The sequence below is a fragment of the Spiroplasma endosymbiont of Labia minor genome, from assembly GCF_964019845.1.
GTDB lineage: Bacteria > Bacillota_I > Bacilli_A > Mycoplasmatales > Mycoplasmataceae.
Genome location: NZ_OZ026465.1, coordinates 572658 through 589751 on the forward strand (window position 1 = coordinate 572658; position 17094 = coordinate 589751).

Genomic DNA, 17094 nt, shown 5'->3' on the forward strand with positions numbered 1-17094 from the left:
AAAATATAATTATAATTCGTAATTATTATTAAATTAAAAAACTATTATATTATTAATTGTTTTACTCTCATTCAATTGTACCAGGTGGTTTTGAAGTGATATCGTAAACAACTCGATTTATACCATCAACTTCATTAATAATTCTATTTGCTACATCACTTAAAAAATCTCATGGTAAATGTGATTCTGTTGCAGTCATAAAATCAATAGTTTCAACACATCTTAATGCGGCAACAAATTCATAAGTTCTATTGTCTCCCATAACACCTACTGTTTTTACGGGCAATAAAGTAACAAAAGCTTGTGATGTTGCATCGTATAAATTATTTTTATACATTTCTTCAATAAAAATTGCATCAGCATCTTTTAAAATATTACATTTTTCCTCTGTGACTTCACCAATTACTCTTATTCCAAGACCTGGCCCAGGAAATGGATGTCTCATTACAAGTCTTTCTGGTAAACCCAATTCCATTCCGACTTTTCTGACTTCATCTTTAAATAATAATCTTATTGGTTCTAGAAGTGTTAATTCCATTTCTTCTGGCAATCCACCAACATTATGATGTGATTTAATTGTTTTTGATGAGTGATTAATTGAACTTGATTCTATTACATCCGGATAAATTGTTCCTTGTGCTAAAAAAGTTACATTTTTAATTTTTTTAGCTTCTTGATTGAAAATATTTATAAATTCAGCGCCTATTATTTTTCTTTTTTCTTCTGGATCAGTAACATTTTTTAATTTTTCAAAGAAGATATTTGCAGCATCAATTAATTTTATATTGATATTAAAATTATCATTATATGCATCCATAACATTTTTGGCTTCATTTTTTCTCAATAAGCCTGTATCAACAAAAATGCAAGTTAATTGTTGACCTATTGCTTTTGAAATTAACGCCGCCACAACAGATGAATCAACTCCACCACTTAATCCTAAGATAACATTTTTATTACCAACTGTTAGTTTAATTTGTTCCATTGTATCTCTAACAAAATTTGCAATTTTTCAATTAGGATCACATTTACAAATGTCAAATAAAAAATTTTTAATCATTTGTAATCCATCAACAGAATGAGTAACTTCTGCATGAAATTGGATACCATATAAATTCATTTTATTGTTTCAAATTACAGCCACAGATGAATCGCTATGTGCAGTTAAAACAAAATCTGCTGGTAATTTAGTGACATGATCTGCATGACTCATTCAAACTTGTGTACCATTAGTTATATTTTTAAATAAAGGGCAATTATCTACATCAAAATAAATTTTTGATTTACCAAATTCTTGATTAGCTGCTAATTCTACTTCTCCTCCAAAAATAGTTGTCATTAATTGCATTCCATAACACACCCCTAGTATTGGAATATCTAATTCAAAAATTTTCGGATCAACAGAATATGCATTCTGATCGTACGCACTTGAAGGTCCACCAGACAAAATAATCCCCTTTAAATTTTTATAATCTTTTTTTATTTTGTCATAGGTAATATTTAAATTAACAACCTCTGCAAAAACTTCTTGTTCTCTAGTTCTTCTTGCCAATAATTGTGTATATTGACTTCCAAAGTCTAAAATTAAAATTTGTGTTTCTTTCATAAACTCCCCCGTTTTGAATTAATTAAATAATAGCATATTTTAACTTTTTTCTTTTTTTACAATTAAAAATAATAAAAAATAGAAAAAATTCTGTTATCCTTTTATGTTTTCAATTGCTAATTTTACAACTCTAATTGATAAAGACTTATTTATCAATTCTATTTGACGTGGTTGAAATTCATACGGAACATAAGCATAAAAATTATTTTTATTTATTTCTATTCCAATTCTTAATATCTCAACATCTGGTTCCAAAACTTTTGGCATAACTTCAATATTTATTCGATTGTTTTTAAAGTATTTAAACATGGGTCTTATTTCCCCACGACCAGGTCCCAAATTTACAACGCCAAAAGCAAATTGAGGATGTAATGGCAAAATAGATAAAATATTAATTTTAGTTTTATCATCAACAAAATTAGCACATACATTGTTTGTCAAAAAGAATCTTTCACGATCTAAATTTGAAATACTAAATCATTTTAAAAAAGTATTATTAATTAACTGATGAAAATAAACATCAATAAATCTAAAATCTCTTGTTTCATAAAAATTTTTTGGTACCAAAATTACACGTTCATTTGTTTTTGAAAATATTTTGTAATTATTTTCTCTAATGTAGCCATCGATGTCTTCTAAGAAATTTTGCATTTTGATTTTGTCATAAAAATCTGTCAAAATGTAATTTAATATTAATCGCATTTCGTGATTATATTTATTTGATAAACGTCTTTCGACAACATCCAACATTCTAAATGGTTTGGCATTATCATCAAAATAAAATTTATAAATACCATTAATAGTTGTCATTAAAAAGAAGAAATACTTTCACTCTAAAACTTCCATACTTGATAAAGTTATTTTTTTTTGATTTAAAATTTTTTGTTTAAATAAAGAATCATATTTAACAGCAATTTTATTAAAACGCACTAAAATTTTTTCAATATCAAAATTTAAATCACTAATAAAAATTTTACCTACAAATGGAATATTATTTAATTTAACTGCTATTTTTTTCATATTATTTTGATTTAAAAAAGTAAATTCATTTGTTTTATTATTCATTCAATTTCTTGCAAAAACCATTGGTAAAATTAAATTTGGAGAAATTCTGTTGGTTGAATTATTATTTGCTTCATTAACATCATCTTTTTCAGTTTCGTTATTATTGCTAAAATTTTGGTCCATAATTATCTCCTGATGTAAGTATATATTCTCTTTCAACTGAAATTGGTGTACAAGTAATTATTGTCATATCTTTTTTCTTAACAATAAAAAACATTCTTTTTTTGATTGGTAATTCAAAATACAAATCTGTCTTTGTTTCAAAAAAATATGGTGATTTTTCAACATAATTAACACATTTTTCTTTTACTTCAAAATCATCTAAATCATTCATATTTAATCTTTGCTTTATTCTTTGCATTCCGTGTGTAGTAAATTGCAAATTATGTTGAAAATAATAACTCATTGTTATGCACCTCTACATTAATATTGTAAAACAACAGTTAAATAAAAAACAAGTAATATTAAATTACTTGTTATTAATCTTTTTGTTTATCTTTTTTTGTTTGATTTTTCTTCTCTTTTTTAATACGCTGTTCTTCTAAAATTGCCATTAATTCTTTGTCATATAATGATTCATCCATAGAATATGGTGTTCCAGCCATAGCAGCTGCCATCGCTTGTTGATATGACATAACTGCACGCATTATTTTTTCACGATCTCTTTTTGGGTTAATTATTATTACAGCAGTACCAAAAATTGCTGCTATAAAACAGAATACCGAAGTAAGAACAGCCAAAAGTGTTCAAACAACAGTTTTAGTTTGTCTTGTAACTTCAGTTCATAATGTATTAAAATCTGAGTTAAATTGATCTAATGTTAAACTTCCACCATCTTTATAAAAAACACTTTTAAAATAACTATTCATATTTGCTTTTATAAATTTATCTATATCAAAGAAACTTGTAGTTTCAAATAAATTAATTATTAAAAATAATATGATAATAATATATAAAGTGAGTTGCATTCTAAATCCTTCTGCTGGAATTTTTATTGGTAAAAAAAATGTAAAATATACAAAAGTCGCAATAGCAGCAATACCGTAAAAATAGCTAAGTACCAAGCCATATGTACCAGTTGAAAAACCACGAGAAAATGTAAAATTTAATAAATTTATATTTTGTGAATAATTATAATCACCTTCAATAACTGGTTTTCAACCATTAAATAGATTACCAAATACACTATTAGATTTGTCTATATTTATCTTTTGATTAATTGCAAAAGTATAAAATGTCATAAATAATACAGCCATTAATATCGCAACGATCGCAATTGACATTCTAATTCATTTCATACCCTTAACTTTTTTATTGTATGGATAGAATCTTGGATCTTGTAATGGATTAATAACGGATTTACCAAAATAATTAAAATTATTTGAATTTTGATTTAGATTTGGATTATTATTATTTGCAGTCTGACCATTAGTATTATTTTTATTTTCAAATTTAACTGAATCTTGTTTTTGTTCATTTTTTTGAATTACATCTGGTTCTGGCTGTTTATATTTTTCTTTCATATCAGCAGTAATTTTGGCATTTAATTTAATTTCATCCTCATTTGGTTTAATGTTTGTAGATTCTATTTTATTTTTATCTGCATTAAATTTAGTAACTAAATAAGCAATTAATTCAGAATAAGAAGAATAGACTTTTTCAACTGATGAATTAGATGGTTTTTCAAATTCTGTTTTTTCTTTTGTAATATTTACATATGCTTTTGCAAATATTGGTGCAAATTTAGTATTGTTCATTTCTGTTTGATGATCAAATTCTAAATATAGCATTCCATTAATTAAATTAATTGTTTTTTCTTTTAATGTTTCTGTAATGCTTAATTCATAACGTAATTTTTCATCTGCAATTAAATTACTTAGAAGATATACTGCACTTTCATAAACTTTTTGTGGCTGCATTAATATTTTCCCCCTTTAGTGATTGTTTTTAGTAATTCTATTTCTGGTAATATTTTCATATCATAATTTCCACTTTTTATATTGTAATTCAAACTTCACAAATTTAATAATTTTTCGTTAATATCAGCAATATTTTTGCTTTTTATTTGCAATATTTTTTTAATTCTATATGGATTTAGACTTAATTTAGAAGCTATTTCATTTGAATTCAAACCTTCATTCAATAATAATAAGCTATTTCGCAAAATTATTAAATTGGCTGCTAGTAAACCTAAAACGGAAAATAAATCATTATTTTTATTCATAAATAATTTTAATTCTTTAATAAATTTTATGGCATCATTTTCTAAATAATAATTATTTAAATTGAAAATATCTTCTTCACGATAATCATTTATAATTGTTTTAATATTTTCAAATGTTAATTCATCGTTAAATAAATAGATTTTGGAAAGCTCATTTGAAATAATATTCATATTTACAGGCAAAACCATTAATAAATAATCTATTATTTTATCTGAAGCTTTAATATTATGCTTTTTAAAACCAGATACAATAACATTTCTAATATTATCGGGTTCTAGTTGTTTTACTTCTATAACTTTCGCCATTTCTGTTATTTTATTGACTATTTTTAATCTTTTTGAATAAGTTTTAGTTTTAACATTAAATATTAGCGTGTTTTCTTCTGGTATATTATTTAGTAATAACTCTAATTTTTCAATTGAGTATGTTTTATGTAATTGAATTTTTTGTTCAGTTAGAAAATACGAATCATTTACAATTGTTATTTTCGCGTCTTCAAACATTGACACTGTTAATGCAGAATTTATTATGTCATCAAAACTATCATTAATTACTGAAAATTTTTCAACATCATAATTTTTATTTTCTGAAATTAGATTAATTATTTTTTCAATTTGTTTTTTATTTAAATATTCATCTTCACCGTAAACTAAAAACATTTTCACAATCACCTCTAATATTTAACACTAAAAATAGCAAATTTAAAATAAATAAAGAAAATATCTTATACTTACCCTATTGTTTTTATAAAATGAATTGCTTAAAATACTATTTTGAATTAAAAAATAATTTTTTGTATATCTTTGCAATTTTTGCTATACTCTATTTGTTGTAATAATTCAAAAGGAGCGTAAAAATGGCTAATATAAAATCTAAAGAAAAACGCATTATCACTAACGAAAAAAGTCGTTTAGCAAATAAAAGTTTTAAATCATCTGTTAAAACAGCAATTAAAAAAGCTTTGATTGCAAAAACAAACAATGATGCTGATAAAGACACTTTAATCAATAATGCAGTAAGTATGGTAGATAAAGCAGTGACTAAGGGTGTTTGAAAATCAAATAAAGCTGCTCGCGAAAAATCACGTTTAATGTCTGCTTAAATACAAAAACCTCTTTAAAATAGAGGTTTTTTTGTATAATTTTAATTTTAATTTATTAAATAAGCAAAATTATTAATTCCGTTTGTGATATCGATTTTACAACCTATTGCCTTGAGATTTTCAATTACACTTGGATCTGGAAAATGCAAATTATCGTTATTTTCGCCAGAAATTAAACAATTTTTTGGTTTAATGAATTCCAGAAATTGATAACTAGTTTATGTTTTACTTCCATGATTCCCAACTTGATAATAATCTGCATCATTAACTATAGATTTAAATTCTGAATTATTTAATAATAAATATTCAGTTTTTATAGTTGAATCTCCCATGAAAAGTATGCTAGTATCGTGCATTTTTATATAAAAAATATTGCTTTCTTAATTTGAAACAGTTCGATTTAAAAAAATATTAAAAATTCATATTCGAACATCTTTATATTTTATATAAAGATGTTCAAGTGGTTCTGGACCATATATTTTGCCGATTATTACGGTTTGTTTTATTTGGGCTAAAGAATTAATGTGATCTGAATCAGAATGACTTAAAAAAATATATTTTAAATAATTTATTCCTTTATATTTTATGTAATCTGAAAGAGTATTTTTATTTTTGCCCATTCCAACTCCGGCATCAAAAACTAATGAATAATTATATTTATCATTTTCCAATATAAAAGAATTTCCGTTACCAACATTTAACATGTTTAGACTAATTTTCGATGTCAAGAAACCATTTAAAATAATTATGCTTGAAAAAATAAATATTCAAAATCCATAAATTATAGTTTTTATTTGCAAATGAAATCTCATTTTCATTAATAAAAATAGGAAAACGTAAAACATTATTATAAAAAATAAATTTATATCGCCAATATTAATTATTAATTTTATTTGTCCAATTAATTGTAGTCCATTATCTACTATATCAGAAAGCCAAATACCCCCTTCATTAATATGTGCAAGTGAAAGAAATAAAGAAATGAATCCTAAAAAAGTAAATAATGGCAATAAAATCATATATAAAAATTCAGTAATAAAATTTATGGAATGATTAAAATAAGCTTCAAGTGGAGAAAATACAAATAAAGAAAATATTCATAATTTAAAGTAAGATTTTTTCTCATTTTTATATCAATAATTAAAAGCTAAAAAAGCAACTAAAATATATATTCAACCTGACGAAAATAAATCTAATGGTTTTATATCCAAAACAAAAATAATAGACAAGCAAAACTTTTCATTTATTGAAAATTTCCTTTTAATTATTTTACTAAATGATAAAATAAAAAACATGGTTAAAAATCTTATAAAAGACAAAAGAAAATTAATTAATAAGCATAAAAAATCAATATCATCAAAATAGTGAAATTAATAGTAAATCTAATTTTAAAATTTCTGAATTTGGATATTATTCAAGTTAATACAAATCCGTATAAACTCGAAAAATTGAGCATGAAAGTTAGACCTAACGTTTCTAGATCATCATAAATTTTATTATTTTTTAAATAATCCGATGAAATTGATGCTAAAAATAAATCAGATAAATTTAAATTATTAATTCATTTTCAAAATAAATATCTTATGGAATTAGAATTTAGTTTTTCTATTTTTGAAATATCTAATTTAAAAAATACATTTTTAAAATTTAAATATTTTGAAAAATTAAAAGAATAATAATTATTTTCACCTAAATCTACTAATTTACCAGATATTTTTATATGTTCATCTATATAAAAATGCTCGTTAAATGGTATTTTTATATATAAAAACATATCTCTGGTTTTTACAATAACATAAGATAAATTAACATTAACAACAATTCCATCCTGATTTTTTATAACATATCCCAAATAATAATTATTAACATCATACAATAACAAATAAAAAGAAATCAAAAATATTATTGATATTAATGATCATCAATAATATTTTATTTTTTTGATTACAAATACAAGGTATAAAAAAATTATTGGAATCAAAAGTCAAACCATATTAAAATATAAAGAAAAAATAATAAAAATGTGACATACTAATACAATTAATATATTCTTTTTATATAAATAATTTTTTAATTGCATCGTCAAACATTTCAGATAATTTATTTTCTGAAAATAATGATTCTAATTCAAGAAAAATTCTTTCAATTGTCTTTTGCTCATGAAGATAAAATAAACAATTTGCTCTAATTAATTCAGGAACACCAATATTTAAAAGATCATTATCTGATGCATCACTATGTTTTATTTTTTTCACACAATCATATGTAGGTATTATGTTTATTGTAACAGTATCATATAAAAATCTATTTAAAGTTTGCCATGGTAATTTTTCAAACCAAATTAATCTTATATGTTTTTGTTCTAATAAAGATTTTAATTTAATTTTTTCATTAGGAAGTTCAATTTGTTCTATTTCTGATTGTGCACTTTCTATTATTGGCAAATTATACTTAACTTGTCATAATAAATAGCGCTTCCTCATCAATGGTAAATCACCATTTGATGTATTATCTGTAAATATAAAAATTAAAAATCCATCAATTGTCAACAATATAATGAACGCAATAAAAATTAAAATAGTTTGTTTTCTCATTAAAAAATGTTTCTATTTTTATTTATTTTTGAAAAGAATAAATGAATTTCATTCCGATTTTGTTTCAATGCGTTTTTAACATCATGATCTTTATATTGTTTTTTATTTATAATTTTAAGTTCGTCAGGAAATTCAGGAAATGAAAATTCATTTTGAATAAAATCAAAAAAATCATCAATGTAACTGCATTTTTTAATTCTTCTATAAACGTAAAAGAAATTCAAAGATTTTTTATAAAATATATTTTGCATTTTCATAATATTATCTACGCTTGATAATTTTGTTTTATAACTTATTACATTTCAAAAATTTGGAATAGATATTCCAATTAATGTTTCTATATATGTATTTGGCTTATAAATAATTTTTTCTATAAAATCAAATGCCATTATATTATCTATTAAATCATTAATATGATTTTCATATAGATAGTATTCTTTTGTCATAAATCTATAGAAAAATAACATTTCAAACTTTTTTAATATATTATCTTTTGCAAACAATCATAATTTTAAAATAAAACTATGAAATTTTTTAGTTCGTTCATGTATTTTGTTTACACTTTCCTTTAATAAACAATTCATTATTCGAACTTTTTTTGGCTGGTATATTTATTCACAAATAACCCTCCTAAAAAAATAATATCATAGAAAAATATCTGATGGGTTTTTATAAACATTTTATAAATTTTTTAATCTTTTTTTAATCTTTTCTAACTGTTCTAAATAAGAATCATATTTATTTTGTTCACTCAATATTTTTTCACTAGATGCTTTGTTAATAAAATCTTCATTTCTAAGTATTTTTTCAGACCTAATAATTTCATTTGTTAATTCACTGAACTTTTTTTCTAATTCTTTTTTTATTTGATTACTATCAAATAAATTCAATTTATCAATTTCTAAAATAAAATTTTTTAGTGGAATAGAAAATCTATCAGAGCTAGATAAATCAAATGATATATCTGCATTAATTATTTTCTTCAAATATTTATTAATTGAATCAATATTATTATTAAAAATTTCATTATTTTTTTCATTTATATTTGTGATAATTAATTTCAATTCTTTTTTTTGTAGTAAATTATTCAATTGTCTGAATTCTCTTATCGATTCTATAATAGAAATTAAATCGTTAAAATATAAATCATCAAATTCAAAATTATCATTTGATCATTCCGATTTCAGAATAGTTTCTGTATTTGTTAATTTTTTATATAATGTTTCTGTTACAAACGGAATTATTGGATGACAAATAATTAATATATTTTTTAAAACATATTTTAATGTTGTCAATGTAAATAATTTTGTTAACGCATCTGATGATTCAAGATTAACTTTTGACATTTCAATATATCAAGAACAATATTTATTTCAAATAAAATCATAAATTTTTTTGCCAGCTAGTGAAAATTCAAATTTTTCGAATATATCATTCATTTCATTTTTGAAAATTGAAAATTCATGTAAAATTCATAAGTCAATTGCATTTTCAGTTGTTGCTTTTTTAATATCAATTTTATCTTCAATTTTTTCATCTGCTAAATTCAAAAATACAAATCTAGATGCATTCCACAATTTATTGACAAAATTTCAAGATGCTTTTATTTTTTCTTGTGAAAATTTCAAATCTTGTCCAGGTGTCGTATTTGTTAATAAACTAAATCTTAAAGAATCAGCACCATATTCATCAATAACATCCATTGGATCTATACCGTTCCCTAAAGATTTTGACATTTTTCTGCCTTGTTCATCTCGTATCAATCCATGAATTAAGACTTTTTTAAATGGTATTTGATTTGTAAATTGAAGTGATTGAAAAATCATTCTTGCCACTCAGAAAAAAATTATATCGTATCCAGTCACTAGAACACTTGTTGGAAAATATCTTTTAAAATAAGTTTTATCTTTACTATTTCACCCAAGAGTTGAAAACGGTCAAAGTGCAGAAGAAAATCATGTATCTAGTACATCTTCATCTTGAATTCATTTATCAACGTCAACTGGTGGTAATTCTCCAACATATACTTCTTTTTTGTTGTCTTTTTTATATCAAACTGGTATTCTGTGTCCCCATCATAATTGTCGAGAAATTGTTCAATCATATGTGTTGGTCATTCATGAATTTAAAGTATCATTAAATCTATTTGGGAAAAAATCTATTGCATTATCTGATTTTTGGTTATCAACTACCTGCTTTGCTAAATCTGACATTTTTACAAATCATTGTTCAGATAGATATGGTTCAACTATTGTATTTGAACGTTCTGAAAAACCAACTTGATGTTTAATTTTTTCTATATGATGTAAAATATCTTCTTGTTCAAATTGATTTATTAATTTTTTTCTAACTTCAAAACGATCTAAATTAACATACTCACCTGCAAATTCATTCATCGTTCCATCTTCATTCATTATTATTGGCATAGTCAAATTATGTCTTACACCTATTTCATAATCATTTTGATCATGAGCTGGTGTACATTTCATAATACCAGTACCAAATTCTATGTCGACATATTCATCTGCTATCAATTCAATCAATTCATTATTTGCAGGATTAATAAATTTTTTACCAATATATTTGCCAAATCGTTCATCATGAGGATTTGCAACTAAACAAACATCTCCGAACATAGTTTCTGGTCTTGTTGTTGCCACAAGTAAATACATTTTTTTGTCTTGTGATAAATATTTAACATAAAACATTTCACCATCTATTTCTTTATAAATAACTTCTATATTTGATAACGCGGTTTTTAATTGCATATCTCAATTAATGATTCTTTTAGCCTTGTATATTAAGTTTTTATTATACATTTCTACAAAAACTTTATTGACTATTTTATTTAAATCATCAGAATATGTAAAAGCTTCTTGAGAATAATCTAAAGATAAACCCAATTTACCTCATTGTTCACGAATAATTTGAGCGTATTCTTCTTTTCATTTTCATATTTCTTCTACAAATTTATCGCGACCAATGTCATATCTAGAAATTCCTTGTTCTTTTAATTTTTGTTCAACTTTTGCTTGTGTTGCAATTCCGGCATGATCCATACCAGGAATTCATAAAGTATCATAACCTTTTAATTTTTTAAATCTTATCAAGAGATCTTGAATTGAATAATCAAGTGCATGTCCTAAATGTAATTTGCCTGTTACGTTTGGTGGCGGTATTACAATAGAAAAAGGTTCTTTTTGTGAATGAGGATTTGCCTCAAATATTTTTTGCTCGATTCATTGTTTATACATATCTTTTTCTATTAATTTTCCGTCATATTTTTTATCTAACATATTTTTCCTCCAAAATAAAAATCGCTCCTAGCAATTAATGCACAGGAACGAGCCATATCTATACAACCCGCGGTACCATCCTTATTGACAAATGTCCACTTAATTATTTTTAAATCTTAAAATATTAAACATTACAACCTTCAAAAAATAAATTATATGACTCGCACCAATCGTCAATTCTCTGGATAATCTATTAATTTACTCCTTAACACTGTTAGTATAACATTATTTCAAAAATTTTTTAGAATTTTCATAACAAATCTAAATTTGTATATGATGTAATTTCTTGCGGATCTCAAATATTAATAATTTCTGCATGTAAATTAATTATTGTATTTCATTTTAATTTTATATTACTTTTATTTTGAAATTTTATTTTTAAGTTATTTGTTTTATTTATAAAATCATAAATTTCAACAATAAATTTATTTAAATTATAATATGCTAAGCCTATTTTATAGTTCAAAAATGAGTAAAATGTTTCGCCCATAAAAATAAGCGTATCTAGTGCTAATAATTGCTCATTTGATGATAAAAATCAAATATCTTCTAATTTTTGTATAGAAATAGATGGTAAAAAATTTATTATTTCTAAACTATTTAATCCATATGAAATTGAATTGTCTTGCCTAATTACTTCCAGTAATTTTTTAATGTATAAGTTCTTATTTCTCACTGTATTTACATTAATAGAAAATAATATTTTTTGCTCAATGTTCATCTCTAAATTTTTAATATTTTTTTTAATCAATGCTAGTTTCGCAAATATATTATCAATGGAAATTTGACCATTTTCATTTGCTCTTAAGCGATTAATAATAAATTCATCATATTTTAAATAAGAATTTAATGCTGAATTTAAGGCACCAAATTTATCAAAAAAATAATCAGTATTATTAATTACATAAATTCCGACTAAATATTGATTGAAGCTTTTAAATATTGTTTTGGAATAAATGGAATCAATATAAATAGCAACAATTGTATATGAATCAGTACTTGAAAAAATCAATTCATTTTGAGGTTTTAATGATAATTCCCTTATATTTTCATCTAATTTGTAATTTATAAATGAAGTATAATTTATAAATGTACATTTTATTTTTTCAAAAAAATTAGAATTATCATTACTTAATAACATTAATTCATTTATTAAAAAAATTATCTCATTATTTAGATTTTTATAATTTTAGTTTAATTTAATTTCGTTCAATAATTTTACTAAACTTAAAATATTTTGCAAATTATTTACAGATATTTTTTTAAATTTAGTTAATTGTCTTTTAAGAAAATCAATTAAATATTTACAATCATTTATGTCAACACATTTATTAAACACATTTCATAATAAAACATAAGGTTTATTGAAAAAATCAAATATGGAAAATTTTAATTCAAAAAAATTAATTAATTCATCATTTTGAATACTAATATTGAAAGAATACTTTTTAATTAATGTAACCTCCAATTTATTGAATGAAATATTAAATTCTCTCATAATTAAAATCATTTTTGTAAATAGGTCAATATATTTTTCCTTTTTAAGTAATTCTTGTAAATTATTTTCAGCTGTAAAATAGATATTTTTTAATTGAGTCAAAATATTCTTTTTATATTTTATGAAATCATTATCATCATTGAAAACTTCTATTATCATGGGTAAGAAAAAATCATCAGATTGTGTTAAATGAAAATCTGATAATTCACATTTTAATTTAATTATGCAAATCCCACTTATAATTTTGCTTTCATTATTTTTAAATTTCCTTTTTTAATTATTTATTAATTTTTGCAAATAAATTCAATATTTATTAATTTCATCAAAGTTCATACATATTCTTTTCTATGAACTTGTACCAAAACTGTTTGTATTATAACAAGAAATAAAAATAACAAATAAAAAAATCAAAATTATTTAAAATTTTGATTTAACAATACTATGTCATAATTCATATAAACCATTAAAAGATTTATAATTTGGATCTGAAGGATCTGAAGGATTTTTTGAATATACTTGATATTGAATATAAAAATGTAAAATTCCATTTAATCATTTTTGTGAATCCGGATTTAACACTCAATTATTGTAATCAATTACATCGTCTTTATTAACACTTCCATTTGCATACACTTGTCTTGCCATTATTGTATAATTATAAACTTGGTCTTGTGTTTTTGTTGGATCTGGAGGTTTATTATTACCATTTCGATCTCCATAATTATTTAAACCTCATTTAACGATGTGATTTGTAGCTCTTGATGTTGATGAACTTCTAGTTCTATCTGTTGCATAAATATTTGCTGTAACGCCACCATTATTTTCAATATAAACAGATGAATAAGATAAATCATCATTATTTACATAAATATCAGTAGGATTTAATGAGGGGTTATTTGGATCATATTTTTTGTCTATATCATTAATTGACATACCATAATTTCATAAATTTTTATTTTTTGAAATAACATTTTTAATATCATAGAATTGAGCAAATATCGATCTAACAACAGAGTCAATTCTTTGTGAAACTTTATCTGCACTTCATTTAGTAGTATCTTGCCCTAAAATATTTTCAATATCAGTTCCATATCATCAATTTGGATCATTATCATCATATTTATCAACCGAATTTCAATCAAATAATGACCCTTGAGTAATATCTGTAATTCCTGTTGAAATTGATCAAACGTTATTTAAAATATTATAGTCACTTTGAAATTGAGCATAGTAGTTCATTCGCAAACTATTTGATATATTTCTAAAATAATAATCTGATCACGAAATCTTATTGTCTAAAAGCATTGATGAATCTTTTTGATCAGGAATAAATCAATAACCCAAATTTTCATTTTCTGGAGCATCCACAGCTGTTTCTGAATCTTTTCTTTGATATATATGCAATTGTAGTTGCTCTGTGGCAGAAATTCCAATTTCACCCATTTCAATATCAAAGTTGATGGGTTTTTTGCCATAAGTTAAGTTTTCATTTAATAATTCATCACTTGTATCAAATTTAATTGTTCTGATATCTGTTACAAACAATGAATTGCCAATTAAATCTGCTCTGTATAAATTATAAAATGTCATCATTCTAGTTTTAAAACTAGTAATTAATTGTTTTGCTTCGATAGCAGTTGTACTATCTCCATCTGAACCTACATTTGCAATTAATTCTAGATTTTTAGTAATTTCTTCTTTAATTAATTTCGGTAAAGTTGATTTTGAAACAGCACTTTTTAAAGAAAAAATAATTAATGTATATAAATTATCATAGGCAAATAAATTATTTTCATCAAAACCACCAGCAAGTCCTTCTGAAGTTCTACGAATCATTAAAGAATACATAATACCTGTGGCTACTGGTATTTTTAATCTATTAGTGTTTTCTGATATATTAATATAATCACTCAAATAACTTGGATTGTTTTTTAATTCATCTAAAATAAAATCATAAATGCTATTTTGTGCAATAGCTAGTTTTAATAAATCATTAATATTTGAATTAATTGAAAAATTATTAAAATCAGAAACAGATGGCATATATTCAAAAAAAGCAGAGCTAACTTCACCATAATTTTCATCAAATGAATTTCTAATATCAATTGGTAGTGTTCCACCCATTCAACCATTTGAAATTTGACCATAAGTTGGATCATCAACAATTAAATTTGCACCAGTTTGACCATTTTCATCAAAACGAACAGCTGCCAAATTGGTTTTCGATGAATCCAGAATTACTTTTTCATTATCATATTCTACTCTACCAATTATATTAATACGCATATAAGCTAAATCTGTATCTGCAGATCAATAGGTAAAATCATCTTGCAAAAAAGTCACAGATAATGCTCAGTCATTAACTGTTGGTATTCAAGCTGTTGATGCTAAGCCATTTAAAGTATCAAAAACATCTTCATCTTGGTTGAAATCTGTAAATCTTAATCAAGAAAATTGTTTTTGCAATTTGTATGTAATTCAATTCATCCCATTAATTGTTGCTAATTGATTTAATGTTTCATTTGCCATTAAAAAGGCTTTCGCATTTGCCGAAATAAATCCGACCAAATTAGAATCCAAAGATCCACCTAAAAAAGATTCTAACATTGTTGAAATTAAAGTTGAAAGACCGTTTGCCCCTTTTGTACCTATTTTAAAATTAATTTTATCTAATGAATTTCTGTTTATTTCTCTTATAGAATTAATTTGTAAAGCTGGCGAAGAAACATAATTATTATTTAAACCACACGAAATAGTTGTTAAACTGCTACCTAAAAATACTGCAAAAGAACTAAGTAAAATTAATAATTTCTTCATATTTTCACCCTCTTTTGTTGATTATATCAAATATTAGATTCGATTATATTATTTATATCTTAAAAATATTTTATAAATCAGAAAGCGCTTTTTGAATTTTTAATTCTTTTTTTTGTGGTTGACTCAGATAAATTAATTCACCCAATTTTTTTAAAATATATTATAGTGAAATTTCAATATTAAATGATTTAAATGGATTGCCAGAAACAGATGAAATTATTTTTAAAAAAACATGTGAATAATTAACTAAATTTGAATATTCATTATCTGTAATACAAACTAATGGTATTTTATAGTTTTTAGCTATATTTAAAACAGTAATTATACTTTCACTATCATCCATATCAGATATGATAATAAAACACTTATTTTCATATTTTGAATTAATAAATAATTCAATAAATAATTCCACATCATACAATACATTCACACAATTTCCTGAATCCAGAAAATATTTTTTTAATTATTCTCCATAGTAATAATATTTGAAATCCGTAAAAATAAAAAAATCAGCCGAATTTAAGAATATATGCTTAATTAAAATTCATTGAAAATCACCATTAATTATAGATGTTGCTTCAATAATTTTAAAATACATTTCTGAATCATTTTTATTCAAAAAATTATCAAATTCAATATCTACATTTGCAGATTCCAATAATTATTTAATTTCTTTTAAACCGTTATTTTTATCAACTTCATTTGTTATATTTTTCAAAGATAATTTTGAATGTTGTACTATATTTTGAATTGTAATTTTAACTTTATTCTTTCATAAATAGAAAATTGTTTTATACAATTCATTTCTCTTATTTAATTTTATAAAATCTAATAATTTTAAATTTATTTTATTCATATCTTATTTAGGCCTGTCAAATATAATTTACTTCA

The 17094-nt window shown here is 23.1% G+C and carries 17 protein-coding genes; 1 reads left to right on the top strand and 16 read right to left on the bottom strand.

Annotated features, from left to right (window positions below; translation table 4 throughout):
- Positions 1–61: 61 nt before the first annotated feature.
- From guaA to holA, 5 genes are all read right to left on the bottom strand, one after another.
- Positions 62–1606, bottom strand: coding sequence for a glutamine-hydrolyzing GMP synthase (gene guaA, locus AACK85_RS02960; RefSeq protein ID WP_338969265.1), 1545 nt, complete (start codon positions 1604–1606; stop codon positions 62–64).
- 93 nt (positions 1607–1699) lie between these two features.
- A complete protein-coding gene (locus tag AACK85_RS02965) occupies positions 1700–2794 on the bottom strand; it encodes a hypothetical protein (protein ID WP_338969267.1) in 1095 nt (364 codons plus the stop codon).
- Entirely contained in the window at positions 2778–3077 is a 300-nt protein-coding gene (locus tag AACK85_RS02970; RefSeq protein WP_338969268.1) for a hypothetical protein, read from the bottom strand. Before AACK85_RS02970 ends, AACK85_RS02965 begins: the two co-directional genes overlap by 17 nt.
- A gap of 73 nt (positions 3078–3150) precedes the next feature.
- A complete protein-coding gene (locus AACK85_RS02975; RefSeq protein ID WP_338969270.1) occupies positions 3151–4590 on the bottom strand; it encodes a hypothetical protein in 1440 nt (479 codons plus the stop codon).
- Positions 4590–5555: a DNA polymerase III subunit delta gene (gene holA, locus AACK85_RS02980; protein WP_338969272.1), complete on the bottom strand. Its 966-nt coding sequence runs from the start codon at positions 5553–5555 to the stop codon at positions 4590–4592. The genes AACK85_RS02975 and holA overlap by 1 nt, the downstream gene beginning before the upstream one ends.
- A gap of 197 nt (positions 5556–5752) precedes the next feature.
- Here holA and rpsT point away from each other — a divergent pair, with 197 nt between their 5' ends.
- Positions 5753–5998: a 30S ribosomal protein S20 gene (gene rpsT / locus AACK85_RS02985; RefSeq protein ID WP_338969274.1), complete on the top strand. Its 246-nt coding sequence runs from the start codon at positions 5753–5755 to the stop codon at positions 5996–5998.
- Positions 5999–6378: 380 nt separating this feature from the next.
- On the opposite strand, the gene AACK85_RS02990 is transcribed toward rpsT, so the two are convergent.
- From AACK85_RS02990 to AACK85_RS03040, 11 genes are all read right to left on the bottom strand, one after another.
- A complete protein-coding gene (locus AACK85_RS02990; RefSeq protein ID WP_338969276.1) occupies positions 6379–7227 on the bottom strand; it encodes an MBL fold metallo-hydrolase in 849 nt (282 codons plus the stop codon).
- Positions 7228–7328: 101 nt separating this feature from the next.
- Positions 7329–7850: a hypothetical protein gene (locus tag AACK85_RS02995; protein WP_338969278.1), complete on the bottom strand. Its 522-nt coding sequence runs from the start codon at positions 7848–7850 to the stop codon at positions 7329–7331.
- Between the two features lie 202 nt (positions 7851–8052).
- Entirely contained in the window at positions 8053–8592 is a 540-nt protein-coding gene (locus AACK85_RS03000) for a hypothetical protein (protein WP_338969280.1), read from the bottom strand.
- Entirely contained in the window at positions 8592–9176 is a 585-nt protein-coding gene (locus AACK85_RS03005; RefSeq protein ID WP_338969282.1) for a hypothetical protein, read from the bottom strand. The genes AACK85_RS03000 and AACK85_RS03005 overlap by 1 nt, the downstream gene beginning before the upstream one ends.
- Before the next feature lie 96 nt (positions 9177–9272).
- Entirely contained in the window at positions 9273–11888 is a 2616-nt protein-coding gene (locus AACK85_RS03010) for a valine--tRNA ligase (protein WP_338969283.1), read from the bottom strand.
- 241 nt (positions 11889–12129) lie between these two features.
- Entirely contained in the window at positions 12130–13029 is a 900-nt protein-coding gene (locus tag AACK85_RS03015; RefSeq protein ID WP_338969285.1) for a hypothetical protein, read from the bottom strand.
- Positions 13030–13077: 48 nt separating this feature from the next.
- Complete coding sequence (locus tag AACK85_RS03020) at positions 13078–13545, bottom strand: hypothetical protein (protein WP_338969287.1); 468 nt, start codon at positions 13543–13545, stop codon at positions 13078–13080.
- A 258-nt stretch (positions 13546–13803) separates the two neighbouring features.
- Positions 13804–16203: a hypothetical protein gene (locus AACK85_RS03025; RefSeq protein WP_338969289.1), complete on the bottom strand. Its 2400-nt coding sequence runs from the start codon at positions 16201–16203 to the stop codon at positions 13804–13806.
- A gap of 160 nt (positions 16204–16363) precedes the next feature.
- Positions 16364–16633 carry a hypothetical protein gene (locus AACK85_RS03030; RefSeq protein ID WP_338969290.1) on the bottom strand — a complete coding sequence of 90 codons (270 nt, stop codon included), beginning with the start codon at positions 16631–16633 and terminating at the stop codon, positions 16364–16366.
- Between the two features lie 33 nt (positions 16634–16666).
- The gene (locus tag AACK85_RS03035) at positions 16667–16861 is read right to left on the bottom strand and encodes a hypothetical protein (RefSeq protein WP_338969291.1); all 195 of its coding nucleotides are present in this window, start codon (positions 16859–16861) and stop codon (positions 16667–16669) included.
- Between the two features lie 3 nt (positions 16862–16864).
- On the bottom strand, positions 16865–17059 hold the full coding sequence (locus tag AACK85_RS03040) for a hypothetical protein (protein ID WP_338969292.1): 195 nt from the start codon (positions 17057–17059) through the stop codon (positions 16865–16867).
- Positions 17060–17094 lie beyond the last annotated feature (35 nt).